Source organism: Bacillus sp. JKS001846 (assembly GCF_900176455.1).
GTDB classification, from domain to species: domain Bacteria; phylum Bacillota; class Bacilli; order Bacillales; family Bacillaceae_G; genus Bacillus_A; species Bacillus_A cereus.
The window spans coordinates 4,327,518-4,347,778 of sequence record NZ_FWYG01000001.1; the positions used below are offsets into that span (position 1 = coordinate 4,327,518).

Sequence of the window (20,261 nt, forward strand, 5' to 3'; positions counted from 1 at the left end):
ATCGTGTGCTTTTATGTTAAATTTGTATTTAATATATTTCCATCCATCGCCTCGTGAAACGTATATGTTGTACATCCCCATGGCTCTCTGTGCAAAATAGGAGAACCAGACCATCCCATCGCTCTCAGTTCGGCACCAATCATTACATTCACATAATTATGACCTACAAGAGCTATACTTCCATGTACGAGAGCATAACGATGTAACAGGTAAGCCGCTTGCCTTACCCTCTCTCTTACTTCCTTATAAGACTCAACATCTTTATGGTAGCCAAGTATCCATAATGTTCGTCCAATGAACATCCATACCTTAATTGTGCATTTCAACCACTTCGGAGCAAAAAAGCATGAAGGAACTTCAGCTTCTCTAAAAAGAGAATTTTGCATAAAAGATAAAGAATCCGTCAATTCAGCTGCTGATTGTACAGCACGCCTTTGATCACTTGTTAAGACAAATTTCGCTGCTTCAATTGCCTCTATTGTTTCTATCGGCATTTTAGCTTTTTGTATCATTGACTCGGAATCATACTGTTTCATCCATTCGTGAAATGAATTAATTGTCATCGGTTCTCTTATACGACTTAAACAACCATGACGAATAAAAGAAATCTTCATTCTTTTCACTCTCCATTCATCACTTATGAACTCTATTATGCACTAGTTCTAAACATCATACCACGCAAGAAAATAAAGTTATATACCTTTACATCTCCCCACCACTATCATGTGTTATCGAAGCATGGATACCATCCATCCCATCAAAATATGTACTCGTATCATATTGACGAATCTTTTTTAAATGCATATAAGAAAATAAAAATAAAATTAAAGCTATAACACTCCCCACAAATTCAAACATCATTTTACCGCCTCTAATTTCTCCCACTTCAGCAGGTTATTCTACTTTTTCATTATACCTCGATATAAAGATTCTTGCATTTTTGCTATTTTTTCTAAAAAACATGGATTTTCTACATATTTTCTTACAAAAAGTGAATATTTTTCGAATTTTTACTTTGGAAACATTTACAAAGTAGGAAATATGGTTCAAAATAGGAGGAAATAAAAAAACCCAAATTTATTCTTTTTTTGGGAAAACTGTAACAAGGAGAGTTGCTTATGCAGATCGCAGAAACTGGAGATATCATCGAATTTAAAGGTGGAATGCAAGGCCGTGTTCAAAAAGTAAATCAAAACTCTGTTATTGTTGATATAACAATTATGAAGAATTTTAGAGAACTAGATATGGAACCTCTTACAGTTGTAAGTCATAAAAACTATACTGTCATTAATCAAAATGCATAATATAATAGAAAGAAAGGGCCTGTATAGTATACAGGCCCTTTCTTTCTATTAACGATTATCAATTGTTTCCGGATATAGATCGTGGTTCATCATGCGGTAGTCAGCCATTTGTTCATACTTCGTACCTGGGCGCCCGTAGTTGCAGTATGGATCAATTGAAATGCCACCACGTGGTGTGAATTTCCCCCATACCTCAATATAACGCGGATCCATTAATTTAATTAAATCGTTCATAATAACGTTCATGCAATCTTCGTGGAAATCACCATGATTGCGGAAACTAAATAAATACAACTTTAAAGATTTACTCTCTACCATTTTTTGCTCTGGAATATAGCTAATATAAATTGTTGCAAAATCTGGTTGTCCTGTTTTCGGGCATAAACTTGTAAATTCAGGACAATTGAATTTTACAAAATAATCACGGTTTGGATGATTATTATCAAATACCTCTAATATTTCTGGGCTATATTCAAATAAATATTTTGTATTTTGATTCCCTAGTAATGTTACATCTTTTAAATCTTCATCTAATCTTCCTGTCATTTTAAACATCCCTTCTCGTTATACGCCGCGCTTATTTCCCCATACTAACGCATGAAGCTGAGGCAATACTTTTGCATCATTCATCTCTTTACAATTTACAGCTTTATCAATCAGCCATTCATACTTATCTAATAAATTTTTTATAAGCATCGCATCATCCACTGTTTTTGTATCATCGTTTCCTACTTGTAAGAAAAATGGTACCTTTGGATAACGTTCGTGCATCTTAACTGCATATTCAAAATCATGATCATCGAATACTACTACTTTTAAACTAATATCTTTTCCTGCTAGTTTCTGAATAATAGCATCTAACTTATGAAAATCTGTTTTCATCGTTGAACTTGGTGGTTTTGGAGAAATTGTTACCTCATCAATTTGAAGTAACCAATCTTGCCATTTACTCCCTTGCGTTTCAATTGCCGTTCGCATTCCATTTTCTTTTAATATAGAAAGAAGAAACTCAATATTTTTCAGCAATGCCGGATTTCCACCTGAAATCGTAACATGAGAAAAATTTTCTCCTCCAATTGCAACAAGCTCATCCCAAATATCTTCTGGTGTCATCTGTCTAATTTGATCTTTAGCTGATCCATCCCACGTAAAAGCAGAATCACACCAAGCACAGCTATAATCACAACCAGCTGTACGAATAAACATTGTTTTTTGCCCTACAACCATTCCTTCACCTTGAATAGTCGGACCGAATATTTCTAAGACAGGGATTTTACTCATCAAGCATCCACTCCCGTCTTACTTCCGCATAACTAGTCGGCGTCTCAAATAGACGAACAAATTCAACGCGAGCTCCTTTATATTCGTTCACTCGATTCTCTTTTGTTAGTGCTTCTGCCATCTTTTCATAAATCCAAACGACCATATTTTCAGCAGTCGTATTCATTGCAGGTAACGTTTCGTTTAAATAACGATGATCTAGATAAATTTCGATTTCATTTTTCCAAATTTCTTTTATATCTCCAAAGTCAATTGCAAGACCTATTTCATTTACATATCCACTAATTCCAAATACAACTTTATATGTGTGACCGTGTAAGTTTTTACATTTCCCTTCATAACAGTGTAAATGGTGTGCTGCATCAAATGTAAATTCCTTGCTGACCATTACTCTTTTATTATGGTATTTGAGTTGTTTACGCTGAATATCCTTGTCCATTTTTTGCAAATTCTCTACGATGCGAAATCCAAAAAAGTTATCCATTAGTTATTCGCTCCTTCGCGTTCTTGTAGGTACGTATCTAATCCTGCTTTACGAAGTTGACATGCTGGACATTCACCGCAACCATCACCAATGATTCCGTTATAACATGTTAATGTTTTTTCTCGAACAAACTCAAATGCTCCAAGTTCATCTGATAATTTCCATGTTTCAGCCTTATCAATCCACATAAGTGGCGTGTGAATGACAAACGGGTAATCCATAGATAAATTTAAAGTAACATTTAACGATTTCACAAACACGTCACGGCAGTCTGGATAACCACTGAAATCAGTTTCACATACACCCGTTACAATATGACGTGCTCCAACTTGTTTTGCTAATACAGCAGCAAATGATAAGAAGAGTAAATTTCGTCCATCTACAAATGTCGATGGCAATTCACCTTCTTCATGTGTAATCTCCATATCCGTTCTGGTTAACGCATTTGGAGCAAGTTGATTTAATAGACTCATATCTAGTACCGTATGCTTTATTCCTAGTTCTTTTGCAATTTCCGCTGCACAATCAATTTCTAGCTTATGACGTTGATTGTAATTAAACGTTACAGCTTCTACCTCTGCAAACTGCTCTATTGCCCAAAATAAACATGTCGTACTATCTTGTCCTCCACTAAAAACAACAACTGCTTTTTCTTTTTTCATTTCACTCATTCTCCTTCTCTACTATAAATAAGAAGAAAGAACGTTCTTGAACTGTCACAATAAAAAAACAAAACAATACCTAAGGATATTGTTGTTTCCATAGTTTTTTATAGAGGGAGTTCGCGAACCTCTCCCGCGCGATGCACGGAATTTCTTCTTTCATTGACACAGCTTATTGTAACATATTGTATACTAGCGTAAAAATTTCTGATTTTTCCGCTATTTATTATTTCATTTCTTTCATTTTATAGTATGATTAATTTAATCTAAGAAGAGAGGAGGCATCCCACTGAAATCCTTTATTATTTATCTCTTTTTAAATATATTATTCATCCTGATTACAATGCTCGTATATCATTTATTTTGGAATCAAAAAGGGAAACGCTCTCCTAAATTAAATTCAGCTATATTCATTGTACTCTGTTGCCTTGCTACCGTACTCTGTATTACATTTGCAGCAAAAACAAATAATGGTTTTCAATTTGATATGCGCCATATTGTATTAATTGTCGGTACATTAACGGGAGGGCCTATTGCTGGTGGTTCTATCTTAGTTGTATTAAACATATATCGCTTATTATTAGGTGGGGTAGGTGTTTTCCCATCTCTTATCGGTTCTGTTCTTCTATTTATTGTTCTACTATTAACATATAAATTTTTTAATCAAACTTCTAATCGTATAAAAATAACACTTGCTATTATCTACAGTCTCACATACGGATTTAGTTGGATACCCTTCTTCCTTTCAAAGGTTACAAATAAGACTGATTATATACTGCATATTATTGTGTATGAGTTATGTTCAATGCTTGGTACGATTCTAATTTTATATTTACTGCACATATTACAAACTCAAGTTCGTCTCCAAAACGAACTTATAAATGCTGAAAAGTTTCATTTAATTGGTGAAATGGCAGCGTCTATCTCTCATGAAATTCGCAATCCATTAACTTCAACGAAAGGTTTTTTACAACTGTTACAATCAGATACCTGTACTGAGCAGGAACGAAAATTGTATATCGACATTGCCATTAACGGCATCGAACAAGCAAATCATGTTCTTACAGATTATTTAACCTTTGCTAAACCAAGCATTGAAAAAGAACAAACATTACAGTTAGAAGAAGAATTACTACATGCATTGTCGTTAATTACACCGCTTACTAATTTAACAAATGTACGTACTCATTATATAAAGCAAAGCACTTCTTTTTTTATCGCTGGTGAAAAGCAAAAACTAAATCAATGTTTATTAAATATTTTAAAAAATTGCATTGAGGCTATGCCAAAAGGCGGTGATCTTTATTTCACATTAGTTCCTGATCATAAGCATATTCAGTTATATATAAAAGATACAGGAGTCGGTATGGATTCAGAACAAGTAAAACGTCTTGGCTCTCCTTTTTATTCAACGAAAGAAAAAGGTACTGGACTTGGAATGATGGTCGTATTCAGTGTTGTTCAAGCTATGAATGGAAAAATTGATATTATAAGTGAAAAAGGAATCGGTACAACCTTTTTATTAACTTTTCCACTCATACAAAAAACGTGATGAAATACTCATCACGTTTTTTCTGTTCCTTCAACTAATTCAGCAAAAGCTTTCACTTTTCCGTGCGGTTGTTGATTTTCTTTACGTGCTTTCCAGGCGCGCTCTTCTTCTCGCTTCTTCTTAGACATGTTTTTTCAACTCCTTCTTTTCTTTCTCCATGTAGTATTCCAAAATAAGAAAGAAAACTATGCACGTATCAAAAAAGAAGTGGTTTCCCACTTCTTCCACTTTAGCGTTGCAAAATTGCATGTTTCGCCTCTTTTAACTGCGTAAGATGTCTTTGTTCATGCAAATCAAGAAATTGAACCCATTGATACAAATTCAGATCATTAAAAACAGGATGCTTTAATCCATTTTCAAATAAATCTTTTTCATCTATAACACTATGAAGCGCGTGTAATAGTTCTTGGCGTGAATGTTCTAGCAATTGAATTCCTTGCTGTTTTTTCATTAAAGTTTCTGTTGGTTGCATTTGCTGAGGAGCTTCTCGTTTATGTGTGCGATCAAGCGTAAGTTGGAGGTCTTTAAATGGAGTCATGTTTCTTTCCTTTTTTTGTAAAGCATATACAAGGGCAGACGTGACAGATTGTTCAACTAAATGCAAGTGGTGTAAAATTTGAATAATGCTCCATTTATCACGGCGTGGCTTTACATTCACTTCTGTGTCATTTAACATTTCAATTTCTGATAATAGCGTGCTTCGAGTAGACTGTAATGAGTTTACTAAACTTTCTAAACTTACATCCATATTAGATTGAAGCATACTTGTTCCCCCCTTTTGTTTGTGAAAAGAGGTGCTCCTTATTAGAAACACCTCTTTAGTATTCTGAATTTTCTTTTATTATCTCATCATTTTCCCATTATGTCGATGTTAAACATGTGAAAAAAAGCGCATGTTTTTTACAATTTTGTGTCGTCAATCGCATGTAACCATGCTTCAATTTCTGTAATAACACTTTTCACACAGCCTTCAGCAAATGGTGATGTTAAATTTGCAACTTCTACTAATTCTAAGAACGATTTACTTCCACCTTGTTGGCACAGATTCACATAATCTTCCCAAGCCTCTTGTCTATTATCTCTTGCACGTTTCCAAAATTGTAGCGCACAAATTTGAGCAAGCGTGTAATCAATATAATAGAACGGTGAGCTATAAATATGCCCTTGACGTTGCCAAAAACCACCGCGCTCTAAATAATCATTATCCTCATAATCACGATGTGGTAAATATTTCTTCTCTATGTTACGCCATGCTGTCTTACGCTCTTCAGGTGATGCTTCAGGATTTTCATATACACAATGTTGATATTCATCAACAGATACACCATAAGGTAAAAACAGAAGTGCTGAACTTAAGTGAGAGAAGTAATATTTATCTGCATCTTCTTCAAAGAATAGCTTCATCCATGGCCATGTAAAGAATTCCATACTCATAGAGTGGATTTCACATGCCTCATATGTTGGCCAATTATATTCTGGAATTTCAAATTTACGACTTTCATATACTTGGAAAGCATGACCTGCTTCATGTGTTAATACATCAATGTCACCAGATGTTCCATTGAAGTTTGAGAAAATAAATGGCGCTTTATAATTCTCAATATATGTACAATATCCGCCACCAGCTTTTCCTTTTTTCGCAACTAAATCTAATAAATCATTATCTAGCATGAAATTGAAAAATTCATCTGTTTCAACCGATAACTCTTTATACATTGTCTTTCCATGATCAACAATCCAATCCGCATCTCCTTTTGGAGTTGGGTTACCTGTAGCAAACTCAAAGTTTTCGTCGTAATAAGCTAACTTCTCTACACCGATACGTGCTTGTTGTCGCTTTCTTAATTCCGTTGTAACGGGAACGATATAATCTAGCACTTGCTGACGGTAATTAGCCACCATCTCCGCATTATAATCTGTACGGTACATTCTTGCATATCCAAGTTCAACAAAGTTTTTGAAACCTAAAGATTTTGCGATTTTCGTTCTCACTTTAACAAGCTCATCATAAATACGATCTAGTTCTTCCTCATTTCCAGCTAAAAATCCGTAGTATGCTTCACTTGCTGCTTTACGTTCGCTTCTTTCTTTTCCTTGCATAAACGGAATCAGTTGCGATAACGTTCTTTCTTCTCCAGCAAAGTCAATTTTTGCAGATGCTAATAACTGTGTATATTGCGATGATAATTTATTTTCTAATTGTAAATCTTTCACGACTTCATCTGAATATGTTTTTAAATCACATTCTGCTAGAGCAAATAATTGTTTTCCATAATACGCCTCTAATTCTTCACGAAATGGAGAATTAATGAGTGCCTTATAATATTTTGTACCATATCCTTGTACAACTGGAGAGAATTCATCAAAGAAATCCTGCTCCTCCTTATAAAAAGTATCCGTCGTATCAACAGAATGGCGAATGTAACAAAGGTTTCCCATTGTACCAAAATCGTTGCGAATCTCATTAATTGAATGAATGACTTGTTTTTGTTCTTCTACAGTTTTTGCGTTATCAAACTTCTCTAAAGCAACAGTAAATTTCTCTTTTAACTCTTCAATATTTGGGCGTTTATATTCATAGTCTTTAAATGACATGAACGAGCCTCCTCTCCATTACATACCTTTATTATAATTCAATACGTATTCTCGAATCCCCTCTTAATTTCCAACAAATTTCGGCAGTGACTGCCATGAGTTCATTACAAATAAAAAAGCCTTGGATTTATTTATCCAAAGCTCCTTTGGAACATATTATTTTTCATACTTCCCAATTTTTTTTAATAAATCAAGTAATTCATCTTTTTCATCTTTCGTTAACATTTCAAAAGACTGATGTATAACTTTCTCATGCCCCGGAAAAATAGAAGCAATAAAGTTCTCGCCAGACTCAGTTAATTGCGCGTAAATAACACGTCTGTCATTCGGACATGGGATTCTCTTTACTAATCCCTTTTTCTCCAACTTATCTACAACATATGTAATGCTGCCACTAGCTATTAAAATGCGCTCACCAATTTGCTGGAGTGGTTGACCGCCTTTATGATATAGCAGTTCTAATACAGCAAATTCAGTTGGATTTAACCCGTTACTTTGTATAGATTTATTTGTAGTATCCATAACAGAACGATGTACACGAGATAATGCAATAAATACTTTTAAAGATTGAGAAATATCTTCTCGTTCATTATTTGATGTCATACAACTTTCAACCCTTCACTTAAATTCTCAGCAATAAAAAGAAAATACCACTTCATACTTCATGTGAATTCCGAATGAGCATTCACTCATCCATTTCCTCTCCCCTAATATATTAAAAATCATTCTTGAATAAAAACATGACAATTTTAACATAGTTTATATATAATGATAATAAAAAAAGAAGGAGTACCACATTTGAAAGTCAAATTCCAAAGCATAATTATATATATATTGCTTGTTATCCTACCGACAATAGGGATTGGTGCTACATTTTATTCGTATCATACATATAAAATGAAACAGGAAAACAAATTATCTGCTCATACAGTTCTCTTTTTATATAGAGATTATTTGGATCATCATCTTGGTGAAGCAATTTCTGCTTTAGACATGCTTGCAAAAGTTGTAGGCACCGAGACTGGTAATATAAATGGCATTAAACAAATTGTACATGATACAGATGGAAACGATGCACGCTTTTCTGGTCTATATTACGCTACACCAGAAGGAGTCATTACAATCGCATCTGAAGATGAATCAAAGCCTATAGATGTTTCAGACCGTAAATATATTCAAGACGCGCTCCAAACTAAAAAAACCACTGTATCATCAGTCATTACTGATCGCGTTCTTGGACATAAAGCTATTATGATTGCTGCCCCCATATTTAATAAACAGAAGGAGCTCTCAGGATTATTATTAGCTAGTTTACGCTTTGATTACATTTCCTCTTCTTTAAATGCCATTAAACCACAATACCATTTTGAGGTAACTGATAAACATGATGTAGTTTTTCTAACCGATGATAATAACGACACAAGTGATACGCATTCTAATATGCTTACTACCCCACTCCAAAGATTAAATTGGAAGGTCTCTGTTTCTCCATTACCCATTCATCAAAAAACCTTATACCAGTGGGTTGCAATAGAGTGTATAGCTACTTTATTTTTAATGTCTATTTTATTTTTGCTTGCTCAATATATGTTGTTAAAACGTCAAACAAAACTTGAAAGACAACAAAATGAACTACAGAAAATTGAATTAGTTGGAACTTTTGCAGCGAGTACAGCACACGAAATCCGTAATCCTCTTACTGGAATTAAAGGACTCGTCGCTCTATTAAAAGAGAAATATAAAGATGAACAAGATCAGTTCTACTTTTCCGTAATTGAACAAGAAATAGAGCGAATCAATGAAATTGTAAGTGAATTTCTTATTCTAGGAAAGCCAACCGCCATCATCGAACAAACATATGATGTAAGAACAATTCTAAATGAGGTAGCATTAATTATTCAATCTGAGGCGAATTTACATAACATTGTATTCCATTTACATTTGCCAGACCATCCTGTTCATATCCGTTGTTCGAAAGACCATATGAAACAAGTGGTTTTAAACATTACCAAAAATGCAATTGAGGCCATGACTTCTAATGATACACTAACCATTGTAGTAAAAAACAATGAAACACACGCACAACTGCATATTACAGATACTGGAAAAGGGATTCCGCAACATATTCAAAAACACCTCTTTCATCCGTTCTTTACTAATAAAGATACTGGAACAGGTCTTGGACTTGTCATATGTAAACGAATTGTAGAGATGTATAATGGGCATATTTTTATCGACAGTACAGAAAATGAAGGAACGACAGTTCATATCGAAATTCCGTTACACATAGTATAATTATCCTTATCCTATAAGGGTAATTATACTTATTTCATAAAACCAGCCACAAGCATTCGCCAAAAATTATTTGATTTTCCTTCATACCCGATTTGGAAAATAGGTATTTTTATAATTGAAAACCATTTCGGTGTTTGTTTTTCTTTATAACATTGATATTGTAAAATAAGCTTGTCCAATTCTTGACTAACTTGAATTGTCTCCCTACTATTTAGCCCACTTGTTAATCCTAGTTGAATCATTTCTTCACGTTTCATATGAATATCACGTGAAAGCTTTTCTAATGTGTACTTCCTTTTTACAGTAAACATCCATATCCCCCTTATTATACTTCCATGCTCTTAACTTCACTTCTCCATTGACTTTTTTTAACTACTTAATCATATGCAAATTTGAAGAATCAGAAAATTTAACATTTTCTCCCTGTAATTTACAAATCTTTACCCTCACTTTGAGAATTATTACAAATTATTCTATCTTTGTAAATACATTCGCAATAATAGACATTTTTTTCATCTTCTTTTTTATAAATTCTACGTAAACCGGGGATTCTTAATTTTCCACCTACTTTTCTTCGACATTTTTTGTTTAATTTATATAAAAAAGCAAAACATAATGATGATTGATAAAGTGAAACTTTAATCAGTGTTTTTTTGTTCAGCCCCCACTGATAATTAGCATTCACCAATCGGGTAGGCAGTTAATCTCCCACCTATCCAGCCCAATGTTGAGGTGGGAGTCTTACTACCCACAAATAGCAGGATAACAATAGAAAGGAAATATTTATATGCGAAAATATACGATTGCATTATTCATCATTGTTTTGTTTTTACCGTCTTTCTTATTTCCTATTCAAGCAAATGCTCATACGAATAAAGTTGCTATTGTCATTGATGATTTCGGTAATAATATGAAGGGGACTAATCAAATGTTATCACTTCCCATTCCACTCACTGTTGCTGTTATGCCTTTTCTTCCTTCCACAAAAGAAGACGCAATAGCTGCCCATAAGAAAGGCCATGAAGTTATTATACATATGCCAATGGAACCTATAAAAGGTAAAAAAGAATGGCTTGGGCCGAAAGCAATTACAACTGATTTAAGCGATGAAGAAATAAACAACCGACTTGAACAAGCCATTCAAGAAGTACCGCATGCAATTGGAATGAACAATCATATGGGGTCAAAAGTAACAGCGGATGAAAGAATTGTTCGCCTTATACTTGCTGCTTGTAAAAAACACGGTTTATTTTACTTAGATAGTAAAACGAATCCTAATAGTGTCGTCCCAAAAATCGGAAAAGAATTAGGAGTTCCTATTATTGAAAACCAACTATTTTTTGATGATGTGTATACAGCAGGACATATTTCAAAACAAGCCCAATTACTCATCAAAAAAATTCAAGAAAAACCTATTATGGTAGCTATCGGGCATGTGGGCCCCCCAGGTGAAATTACATCACGCGTTATTGAAACTTCTATCCCTAAAATTCGTGAGCATGCAGACTTTATTTTCTTATCTGATCTAGCATTATCCCCGCCTCCTGTTTCAAAATAAAGTTCATTACTCACATATAATCAGCCTCACCAATTGGGCTTTTACAGGTAACACCCGCCCACCTAACTTCTTTGCTTTCACCAAATTTTGAGGCGTGGATTTTACTACCCACAAATAGTGGGACAAAAAAGTACCTATCTATATATAACAGATAGGTACTTTTCTTTTTAACTTAAATATAATCTACGTGACTCACTCTGAATCCTTTTTTCTCTATTTTTCCGATTAATTGCTTTAATTTTGTTTCATCTAACTCATCTGATATATTTACAATAACGCGGCGGATATATTGATCACCGTTATCTAGCGTAAATAGGCCACCGATATTATATGCTTTTAACAATGTCCCAAGCTCTTTAATCGTTCCCTTACAATCTTGTGTTGCAATTGTTAATATATAACCACCTGTTCGCATACCAAATGAATCTTCAATAACATCAAATATATTCGAATGCGTTAACATACCGACAAATTCATTATAATCATTTAGCACGGCTAAAAACGGAAGCCGACGAATTACATAAAAGGCTCTGAAGAAGGAATCCTTTTCAAAAATAAATGCATTGGAATCGTCGAGCATATCCCCTGCACTTACATGCTCTAATCCGCTATTGCATTTTTTTTCTAATAAATCTACTTTATAAATAATCCCCGTGAATTTCTTCTCATCTTCTGCTAATACCGGGATGGCTCGAAATCCCGTTTCGTTCATCATTTGCAGTGCCTCTTCACCAGAATCATTTATTTTGCAAAATGTTACTTGCTGCTTTGGCAGAAAATGATATTTAACTCGCAAAATATGTTCCTCCTTACATGTCAACATGTAATCTATATATAATAAGGAGACCTATATTTTATGAGTGAAATTATTTTTAAAACGCTTTCATTTATTTATTAACTTGTAGCTATATCACATCCATTTTTATATAACAGAGCTCCTTGCCCCCTTAATCATTAATAACTTTACATGATAGTTCATTAAATATTCTATACCCTCTAGCCATTTTTTCGCCTCTTCTGGCGTTTTTCCCCACACAATCATGCCGTAATTATGAACAAGAACTACTCCTCCACCTTCAATGAAATTCGGAACATTCCTTTCTAATAAATCAGCGAATTTTTTTTCATCTTCTACAATTGGAATTGTCATTTCTGTTATACCTTCTTTTCCGAAAACACGCTCCACACTGCGTTTATCGAACGTTACTTCTCCTTCTTCCCCATATAACTCTGATATTAAATGACTATCTACAGTCTGCACTTGTAAAATACATCCTGCACTACTTTTTTTATAAATATCCGCATGCATAAATGACTCTGCAGCTGGTTTTTCTTCATTTTCAAATACTGACTCGCACATGCAATTTACGACAATAAAATCTTCTTCCGAAAATAGCCCTTTATCTCTTCCTTCAACATTTACTAAGAATGTTAACGGCTCTTTTGACGTACATAGCGATAAGCTAATTTTGGTACCATAAAACCAATCACGAAGTGCCAATTCAGATTTCACATCTTTTAATTCATTCCATTTCTTCAGAAAAAATAACATTTCGTCACCCCCGGCATAATATTCATATAAGGTTCGAATCCTTTCTATGTAAAAGGAATATTTTTTGATTATTCTAAAAATTAATTGAATTATCACATGAGAACGCTTTTTTGTCAATATAGTTTCGTGGTTCTTCTTTAAAATAGGCTATTCATATGTCTATACTCCTATCTATTTCCTATTTCATTTTGTACATAAAAATACGCTACTCTTTAATTAAAGAATAGCGTATTTTCCTCATTTTTTATTCCGCATTAACGGGCAGCCCGATTAGTGAGGGCTAATAATCAGTGGGGAATGAACAAAACCCCCACTGATTAAAGTTTCACTTTATTTCTTTATTGCATTATATAAAAACTGTGCATATTGTTCACGTGTTACGAAATTATCTCCTAAAAAATTCCCTTCCCCATCGCCTTTTGATATTTTATTATCCACTAAAGCTTTCACATATCCTTTCGCCCAATGGTCATTTGGTATATCTTTAAAATTCTCTGCACTATTTTCATTTTCTTTTAACTGAAATACTCTTTGTAATACTACTGACATTTCATATCGAGTTAATACTCCATCTGGACGGAACATACCATTTCCATAGCCTGTCATAATTCCAGCTTGAACCACTGCATCAATAGCCGTTTCATACATATTTCCTTTCGTATCTGTAAATGCCGTTTTTGGTACTAGATTATTTTCTAATTTTAAATACCTTTGTATTAGAAGAGCTACTTGTCCACGAGTAATGTTATCACCAAATCCAAATTCACCATTTCCATAGCCTATAAATAATTTTTCTTTCGCTAAGTAATTAATTGCTTCTTCTGACCAATGTCCCTTTGGTACATCTTTAAATTCTACCACTTCTGTTTTCTCATCTTCTTTAGACGTATTACCGTCTTTACTTTCTACTACATTTTGAATAACAGACCCTGTAAAGAAAATTCCTGTATCCGCGAATGGATCTTTCACACCAAATTCATATATTTTCTCACCTGGTGTACTCCATTTCACTACACCATTACTATACGTACCGTTATCGCTCTTCAGACGGATTTTCGTAGAAACCTCACCATCTTTTTCATATATAGGTACTTTTACTTCTTTATTTACTTCTGTTTCCTCTAAAAATACTTTTTGATTTTGGACATTAATATAAGCCGTCTTACTTAGTTCTATAACTGGTCGGACATCACGGATTTCATTTGCAACAAAACTTAGAAATACTAATTTTTTCAAATTACTAACTGGTGATAAGTCTGAAATATAATTCGCTTCTAAATCAAGCTTTTGTAAGTTTACTAAACTTGATAATGGCGTAATATCCTTTAACTCATTGTTAGGTAAGTGTAATTGTTTTAACTGTGTCATCTTACTTAGAGGAGTAACATCTTTTATTTCATTTTTCCCGATCCACAATTCTTCTAATTGCTTCATTTGCTCAATGCCGGATAAATCTTTAACTTTATTACGTGTTAATACTAAGTCTGTTAAAGGTAATGAATATAACGCTTTAATATCTTCAATTTGATTACCTGCTAAAGTTAAGTATGTTACATTTTTCAAAGCGCTTAATGGAGCAACGTTCGTAATTTTATTATTTGCTAAATTCAAGTAATCTAGTTGTTCCATTTTCGCTAATGCTGTTACATCTTCTATTTGGTTGCCTGATAGAAATAAACTTTTTACATTTTTCATTTCAGTTAGTGGTGCAACGTTTGTAATTTTATTATTACTTAAATCAAGAGATTCTAAATTATCCATCTTAACAAGTGGCGTTACATCTGAAAATTCATTACCACGCAAAGCTAAATGACTTAATTGCTTTAAGTTCGCAAAGAACGACGGATCTTTTATCTTCGCATTCGCAACTGTTAAAGATTTTAAATTTGGCATATATTTTAATGCACTATAATCAAGTATCTCATTCGTATTTAAAAACAAATCCTTTACTTGTAATAAATCTTCTTTCGTAATTGGTGTATTTAAATCTTTTCTATTAAATACTTTTTTATTAACAAGCTCTCTTAATTTCTTATCTGTTATCATATTTTGATTATCAACTGGATTATCCGTTTCCGTATTGCCTGAATTAGAGTTATCATCTGGTTTCTCTGTTTCTTTGTTACCTAAAGTTGGATCTTTAATTTCAAATTGAACTTGATATTTGTGATCATATCCAATAGCTGGAATAAGTATATGCATTTGCATATTGTGCTTCTTCTCAAACTCACCAATTTCAAATTGAACTACTTTCGTTCCATTCTTCCTCTTATCTTCTGACAAAACCTTCACATCATGAAATACACCAGGCTGGTTTCTATCTTCTATTCTAAGATATTGAAAATAATCACTATCTTGCATTGTTACAGTGACAATTTTTTTGCCAGCTGCAATCGTTACTTTAGGATCTTTTATATATTGAGAAACCATAGATGGCTCATCTTTTTGGTCCTTATATATTTTAATCTCAGTATCATACGTGCGATTACTCGCTGCTGCTACCGATTGATTTGCTTCAACTTTTAATGCCGCTAATGCTGGAGTAGAGTACGTAGCAAATGGAATTGCTAATGTTGTCGCTACTACTAGCGCCTTCATGTAATTTTTTTTCAAAATAATATCCCCTATCATATATAATCTTTACAATTGATAAGTATTATCAATTTTCCACAAATAAATGATAATGAATATCATTATCATTGTCAATGAGAATATTACATTAAATTTATATTTTTAAAGATATAAAAATAAAAAAGCCCTTTATTCAAAGGGCTTTTTTACCTATCGTATGAAGAATTTCACTTTTTTCCTTCTCATTGATGACACCGATTTTTTGCAAAATATTCGCGTACAATACAAGTTTATTATATATTCGTTCTGACATGTTCTCCCTTCTTTCCTTCGACCAACTTTTTTTGTATTGGTAAATTATATGAAAGAGGTGAGAAAATGTGTCCACTTTTTGCATAACTGCAAATCTTTTATTTTACGATTTACAGATAATAAAACTCCCTCCTAAAAATTAGGCGGGAGTTTATGTGCTTTCACTGTATTTAACAAACTGTCCACTGAATATTATGCTTCTTAAGTTCTTCTTCAAAGCTATATGGCATTTTTTTATCACAAATTACGTGTTGAATACGCGAAATTGCTGCTATACGATAATTCCCTTTCACGCCTACCTTCGTATGATCACATAAAATATATGTTTTCTCAGCTAATTTCATCATCGCCTCTGACAATTTCGCTTTCTCTAATTCAAAGCTGGAAACTCCAAAACTAGGTAATAACCCATCAATCGAAACGAACGCTTTATGAAAATGAAATTGCTGTATGACTTGCTGAGAAATAGACCCTGATACACGCGAATGCTTTGGAGATACTTTTCCACCTATAAACAAAACTTCACCGTGAAACATCTTTTTATTAATAGAAGAAATTAATTGTGTTGCGACTGGAAATGAACTTGTTACAATCGTTAAGTTTTTACGATGAACAAGGTATGGAACCATTTGAAGCGGTGTACTTCCATCATCAATTGCAATGACATCACCGTCTTCTACAAATGTCGCTGCTTTATAACCAATTCTTTTCTTCTCTTCTATATGTAGCATTTCTCTTTCTAACATTGGTGCCTCTACTCCAGCGCCTGGAAGTTGAACAGCTCCACCATACACTTTTTTCAGCTTCTTTTCACGATCTAATTCTTCTAAATATCGACGAATCGTTTCTGTTGATACAGCAAATTCTCTCGCTAATTCTGAAACCTTTACTTTCCCTTTAAATTCTACCTTTTCAAGAATGGTTCGCTTTCTTTCTTCTCCTACTACAGACATAGCTTCACCTCATTTATATCTCCCTTATAAACGTCCTTACTTATACAAAGCTATAATTTTCTTTATAAGTAGAAACTTCTTCATGAATATGAATACCGCGCTTTGCTAGCTCATCAAAAATCAATTGTGGATTTTCAAAGGCTTCTTCAGGCGTAACAACACCCACCCTATTTACATTTCCATTTGCAATTAACTCTGCAGCAATCCCAAATGGAATACCGACGTTTCTCGTATACGCTCTTAATTTTTCCCATCCTACAACAGAACCATCAGATAACGGATGTGTATGATATAACACATGTCTTTGCTTCTCATTATTTTTCATACCTATTACTTCTACATGAAGTGCATAACCATAAAGCTCTGTTTCTTGCCCTTCTTTCGATTGCAATAAATACTGTGAAATACAATCCATAATGCCTATTTCTTTCCCGTTTATTTCAATCTGATCATTACGCAATATGCCGTAATCATATAAAGCACGTACAAGTTGCATATTTTGCTGTGGCCAAGTTCCTCTCGTCTCTATCAGTTTGACACCTTTATTTTCTAATGCCTTTGCTAGCGTAATCGTTTCAGAATGCGGAATGATATACTGCGTTGCCTTACCATAAGGCTCTGGCAATTCTATTTCTCTCGGACGCGCAAACGGAGGTACTTGCTTAAATTCACCATCTTCATACACTGTACGCGATGGTAAATATGGATCATATTCATATGTCGTTGTCTCTGTAATTGATGCAGAAAAAGCAATCGGACGATACGAACCGTGACTTACACGGACAGACTCTACAGTATCCAATTGATTTGCTGCATGCATTGCCATCATTTGCGTTACACCCGGCGTCATGCCAAATCCAGGTAAACATATCTTTTCATTTTCAACAAATATAGCATGCGATTCATTTTCTTCACCAAATCCATTTAAGTTCACACCGTGACATCCTGCTTCTGCAATACAGCGGGTCGACAATCTGTTTAACTTTATCGTCGTACCGTCCATTACAATGTCATAACCAATCATTTTTGCAACCGTATCCTCGTGATCCGTTACATCTACTTTTACAAAATCAACACGAGGGTCGTTGAGCCATTCTACTACTTTACGGCCCTCTACCTCGTTAAAATCAGCTACTGTAATTGTCTCAAAAGATGAAAATTGAACTAAATCCAAAATAGCTTCGCGACAAATTTTACCTGCTCCACCTAAGCAAAATACTTTCACCCAATAACAGCTCCTTTAGCAATACTATCAACTAAGCGATTAATATCTTGTTCATGTACATCACCGATATTTCCAATGCGGAACGTATCTACTTTCGAAATTTTCCCAGGGTAAATAACAAATCCATAACGCTTTAATTCGTTATATAACTGTTGAAACTCGAATCCCTCTTTTGGATAAATGAAAGATGTAATAATAGGAGATTGGTATTCCTCATCTACTAGTGGCTTAAATCCGATTTCTCCCATTCTATTTACTAGTAGTTTTTGATTGTTGTAATATCGATTGTAACGCGCTCTTACTCCTCCCTCTTTTTCTAGTTCAAGTAGTGCTTGATAAAAAGCATGTACAACATGTGTAGGTGAAGTAAAACGCCATTTCCCATTTTGTTTTTCCATCGTTTCCCATTGATCATATAAATCAAGAGATAAAGAGCGTCCTTGCCCTTTACACTTCAATAATTCATCACGTTTTGCGATTACAAATCCGAATCCAGGAACCCCTTGAATACACTTATTCGCACTACTAATTAAAAAATCAATTTGTAAATCAGCAATGTCTATTTCAATCCCGCCGAAACTACTCATCGCATCAACAATTGTAACCTTTCCATACTGTTTTCCTAATTTACATACATCTACAATTGGATTTATAATGCCTGTCGTCGTTTCGCAATGAACAACTGCAATATGCGTAATCTCTTTATCTTCTTGCAATAACTTCTCTACTTCTACAATATTAGTAGGTTCCCACTCTTCTGTTTGACTGACCACTACATCAATCTGTAACATCTCTGCCATTTGCACAATGCGCTTACCGTACGCACCATTTGTACAAACGAGAATCTTCCCATTTGCCGGAATAACAGAACCAATTACTGCTTCAACTGAAAACGTACCGCTTCCTTGCATTAACACTGTTGTATATTTCTCTTCTTCCTTCGTCGCTAACGATACAAGTTTAGCTCTTACTTCTTGCACCATCGTATTATATTCATCATCCCACGTACACCAATCGTATAGCATAACTTCTTTTACTGATTTTGTTGTCGTTAATGGTCCTGGTGTTAATAATAAGTAGTGATTTTCAGTCATGATCCTATTCCCCTTTTATGAAATAATAAGTTCTTGTTTCTCGATATGTTCCATTACGCTTTCGAGTTCCTGCATCGTTTCTATCGTAAAGTGCGCCCCATTTTCAACGAAACGATTGCGAACTACTTCTATTTTTTCACGAAGTTCTACCGAATCCATATTCTCCACTTCCTCTTCCGTTAAACCGAGCTCGCTACTGCCAAGAATTACACCAACTGTCCACATTCCAGCATTTCTACCTTCTTTCATATCTGATACTGTGTCCCCAACTTTTATCATATGGTTCATCGGATACACACCAAGTTCCATTGCATTTTTATAGCACATCCATGGATATGGACGGCCTGCTGGAACATCATCTGGCGTAACAAGAAAATCAGGTTTATATCCTTGTAACGCTGCTTCCTTTGCTACAATATCCATCATTTCTCTCGTATAACCAGTCGTTGAACCAATTTTAATTCCTCTTTCACGTAAAGAAGCAATCACTTCTTTTACTCCATTAATCGGCGAAGCATAGCGCGGTAAAATAGCGAAGAGAATCTCTTCAAATTCTTCATACATCTCCTGAATGTCTGCTTCTGTTGGTAATTGTCGGAAAACACGATTCCACTCACTCGCAATACGAGGCATCTCAGTAAGTGCCCTTACATGATCTATTTTTAATAACCCCATTGGCTTACGAGCTTCTTCTGCTGTAATTGCTACACCCCGTTTATGAAAAATCTCCATGAATACTTCTAGTGGTGCAAAACATCCGTAATCAACTGTTGTCCCTGCCCAATCAAAAATAACTGCTTCAATTTTCATTCTGTCCATCACC

Annotated in this window: 22 protein-coding genes and 1 riboswitch; of the genes, 4 read left to right on the forward strand and 18 right to left on the reverse strand. The window is 34.3% G+C overall.

Annotated elements, in window-relative coordinates; translation table 11 throughout:
* Window positions 1–11: 11 nt before the first annotated feature.
* Together B9A45_RS23095 and B9A45_RS32300 are read right to left on the reverse strand one after the other, a co-directional pair.
* Window positions 12–614 carry a histidine phosphatase family protein gene (locus tag B9A45_RS23095; RefSeq protein ID WP_000703098.1) on the reverse strand — a complete coding sequence of 201 codons (603 nt, stop codon included), beginning with the start codon at window positions 612–614 and terminating at the stop codon, window positions 12–14.
* 88 nt (window positions 615–702) lie between these two features.
* Window positions 703–858 carry a hypothetical protein gene (locus B9A45_RS32300; protein ID WP_000461432.1) on the reverse strand — a complete coding sequence of 52 codons (156 nt, stop codon included), beginning with the start codon at window positions 856–858 and terminating at the stop codon, window positions 703–705.
* 260 nt (window positions 859–1,118) lie between these two features.
* Here B9A45_RS32300 and B9A45_RS23110 point away from each other — a divergent pair, with 260 nt between their 5' ends.
* Window positions 1,119–1,304, forward strand: a complete 186-nt coding sequence (locus tag B9A45_RS23110; protein WP_001165082.1) for a YkvS family protein — start codon at window positions 1,119–1,121, stop codon at window positions 1,302–1,304.
* A gap of 48 nt (window positions 1,305–1,352) precedes the next feature.
* On the opposite strand, the gene queF is transcribed toward B9A45_RS23110, so the two are convergent.
* From queF to queC, 4 genes are read right to left on the reverse strand one after another with little or no spacing between them, the layout of a single operon-like run.
* Complete coding sequence (gene queF / locus B9A45_RS23115) at window positions 1,353–1,850, reverse strand: preQ(1) synthase (RefSeq protein ID WP_001986050.1); 498 nt, start codon at window positions 1,848–1,850, stop codon at window positions 1,353–1,355.
* 18 nt (window positions 1,851–1,868) lie between these two features.
* Window positions 1,869–2,585, reverse strand: a complete 717-nt coding sequence (queE, locus tag B9A45_RS23120; protein ID WP_000036298.1) for a 7-carboxy-7-deazaguanine synthase QueE — start codon at window positions 2,583–2,585, stop codon at window positions 1,869–1,871.
* The gene (gene queD, locus B9A45_RS23125) at window positions 2,578–3,069 is read right to left on the reverse strand and encodes a 6-carboxytetrahydropterin synthase QueD (RefSeq protein WP_000368414.1); all 492 of its coding nucleotides are present in this window, start codon (window positions 3,067–3,069) and stop codon (window positions 2,578–2,580) included. Before queD ends, queE begins: the two co-directional genes overlap by 8 nt.
* Window positions 3,069–3,731 carry a 7-cyano-7-deazaguanine synthase QueC gene (queC, locus tag B9A45_RS23130; protein WP_000711595.1) on the reverse strand — a complete coding sequence of 221 codons (663 nt, stop codon included), beginning with the start codon at window positions 3,729–3,731 and terminating at the stop codon, window positions 3,069–3,071. Before queC ends, queD begins: the two co-directional genes overlap by 1 nt.
* A 93-nt stretch (window positions 3,732–3,824) precedes the next feature.
* Window positions 3,825–3,868, reverse strand: a riboswitch (PreQ1 riboswitch).
* 206 nt (window positions 3,869–4,074) lie between these two features.
* Between queC and kinB the strand changes: the two genes are divergently transcribed.
* Window positions 4,075–5,283: a sporulation sensor histidine kinase KinB gene (gene kinB, locus B9A45_RS23135; protein ID WP_000964152.1), complete on the forward strand. Its 1,209-nt coding sequence runs from the start codon at window positions 4,075–4,077 to the stop codon at window positions 5,281–5,283.
* An 11-nt stretch (window positions 5,284–5,294) separates the two neighbouring features.
* On the opposite strand, the gene B9A45_RS32860 is transcribed toward kinB, so the two are convergent.
* The 4 genes from B9A45_RS32860 to B9A45_RS23155 all read right to left on the reverse strand — a co-directional run bounded on the left by B9A45_RS32860 (window position 5,295) and on the right by B9A45_RS23155 (window position 8,481).
* Window positions 5,295–5,411: a DUF6254 family protein gene (locus B9A45_RS32860; protein WP_000038355.1), complete on the reverse strand. Its 117-nt coding sequence runs from the start codon at window positions 5,409–5,411 to the stop codon at window positions 5,295–5,297.
* Window positions 5,412–5,512: 101 nt separating this feature from the next.
* Window positions 5,513–6,046, reverse strand: a complete 534-nt coding sequence (locus B9A45_RS23145; protein ID WP_000941970.1) for a DinB family protein — start codon at window positions 6,044–6,046, stop codon at window positions 5,513–5,515.
* A gap of 137 nt (window positions 6,047–6,183) precedes the next feature.
* Window positions 6,184–7,878 carry a M3 family oligoendopeptidase gene (locus B9A45_RS23150; protein WP_084065170.1) on the reverse strand — a complete coding sequence of 565 codons (1,695 nt, stop codon included), beginning with the start codon at window positions 7,876–7,878 and terminating at the stop codon, window positions 6,184–6,186.
* 156 nt (window positions 7,879–8,034) lie between these two features.
* Complete coding sequence (locus B9A45_RS23155; RefSeq protein WP_000203336.1) at window positions 8,035–8,481, reverse strand: MarR family winged helix-turn-helix transcriptional regulator; 447 nt, start codon at window positions 8,479–8,481, stop codon at window positions 8,035–8,037.
* A 195-nt stretch (window positions 8,482–8,676) separates the two neighbouring features.
* On the opposite strand from B9A45_RS23155, the gene B9A45_RS23160 reads away from it, so the two are divergent.
* Window positions 8,677–10,173 carry a DUF3149 domain-containing protein gene (locus B9A45_RS23160; RefSeq protein ID WP_000865053.1) on the forward strand — a complete coding sequence of 499 codons (1,497 nt, stop codon included), beginning with the start codon at window positions 8,677–8,679 and terminating at the stop codon, window positions 10,171–10,173.
* A gap of 29 nt (window positions 10,174–10,202) precedes the next feature.
* Here the strand turns inward: B9A45_RS23160 and B9A45_RS23165 are convergent, their stop codons facing one another.
* The gene (locus B9A45_RS23165) at window positions 10,203–10,484 is read right to left on the reverse strand and encodes an aspartyl-phosphate phosphatase Spo0E family protein (protein ID WP_000495536.1); all 282 of its coding nucleotides are present in this window, start codon (window positions 10,482–10,484) and stop codon (window positions 10,203–10,205) included.
* Between the two features lie 476 nt (window positions 10,485–10,960).
* On the opposite strand from B9A45_RS23165, the gene B9A45_RS23175 reads away from it, so the two are divergent.
* On the forward strand, window positions 10,961–11,731 hold the full coding sequence (locus tag B9A45_RS23175) for a divergent polysaccharide deacetylase family protein (protein ID WP_001234107.1): 771 nt from the start codon (window positions 10,961–10,963) through the stop codon (window positions 11,729–11,731).
* A gap of 172 nt (window positions 11,732–11,903) precedes the next feature.
* Here the strand turns inward: B9A45_RS23175 and cbpA are convergent, their stop codons facing one another.
* The 7 genes from cbpA to phnX form a co-directional block, all read right to left on the reverse strand.
* Window positions 11,904–12,527: a cyclic di-AMP binding protein CbpA gene (cbpA, locus tag B9A45_RS23180; protein WP_001264207.1), complete on the reverse strand. Its 624-nt coding sequence runs from the start codon at window positions 12,525–12,527 to the stop codon at window positions 11,904–11,906.
* 126 nt (window positions 12,528–12,653) lie between these two features.
* On the reverse strand, window positions 12,654–13,283 hold the full coding sequence (locus tag B9A45_RS23185; RefSeq protein ID WP_000896005.1) for a class II aldolase/adducin family protein: 630 nt from the start codon (window positions 13,281–13,283) through the stop codon (window positions 12,654–12,656).
* Window positions 13,284–13,613: 330 nt separating this feature from the next.
* Window positions 13,614–15,914, reverse strand: a complete 2,301-nt coding sequence (locus B9A45_RS23190; RefSeq protein WP_084065175.1) for an NEAT domain-containing leucine-rich repeat protein — start codon at window positions 15,912–15,914, stop codon at window positions 13,614–13,616.
* 422 nt (window positions 15,915–16,336) lie between these two features.
* Entirely contained in the window at window positions 16,337–17,119 is a 783-nt protein-coding gene (locus B9A45_RS23200) for a DeoR/GlpR family DNA-binding transcription regulator (protein ID WP_000117667.1), read from the reverse strand.
* Between the two features lie 40 nt (window positions 17,120–17,159).
* Window positions 17,160–18,344: a saccharopine dehydrogenase family protein gene (locus B9A45_RS23205; RefSeq protein WP_000862174.1), complete on the reverse strand. Its 1,185-nt coding sequence runs from the start codon at window positions 18,342–18,344 to the stop codon at window positions 17,160–17,162.
* On the reverse strand, window positions 18,341–19,438 hold the full coding sequence (phnW, locus tag B9A45_RS23210; protein ID WP_000138230.1) for a 2-aminoethylphosphonate--pyruvate transaminase: 1,098 nt from the start codon (window positions 19,436–19,438) through the stop codon (window positions 18,341–18,343). The genes B9A45_RS23205 and phnW overlap by 4 nt, the downstream gene beginning before the upstream one ends.
* A gap of 15 nt (window positions 19,439–19,453) precedes the next feature.
* On the reverse strand, window positions 19,454–20,248 hold the full coding sequence (phnX, locus tag B9A45_RS23215; protein ID WP_000687366.1) for a phosphonoacetaldehyde hydrolase: 795 nt from the start codon (window positions 20,246–20,248) through the stop codon (window positions 19,454–19,456).
* Window positions 20,249–20,261: the final 13 nt, after the last annotated feature.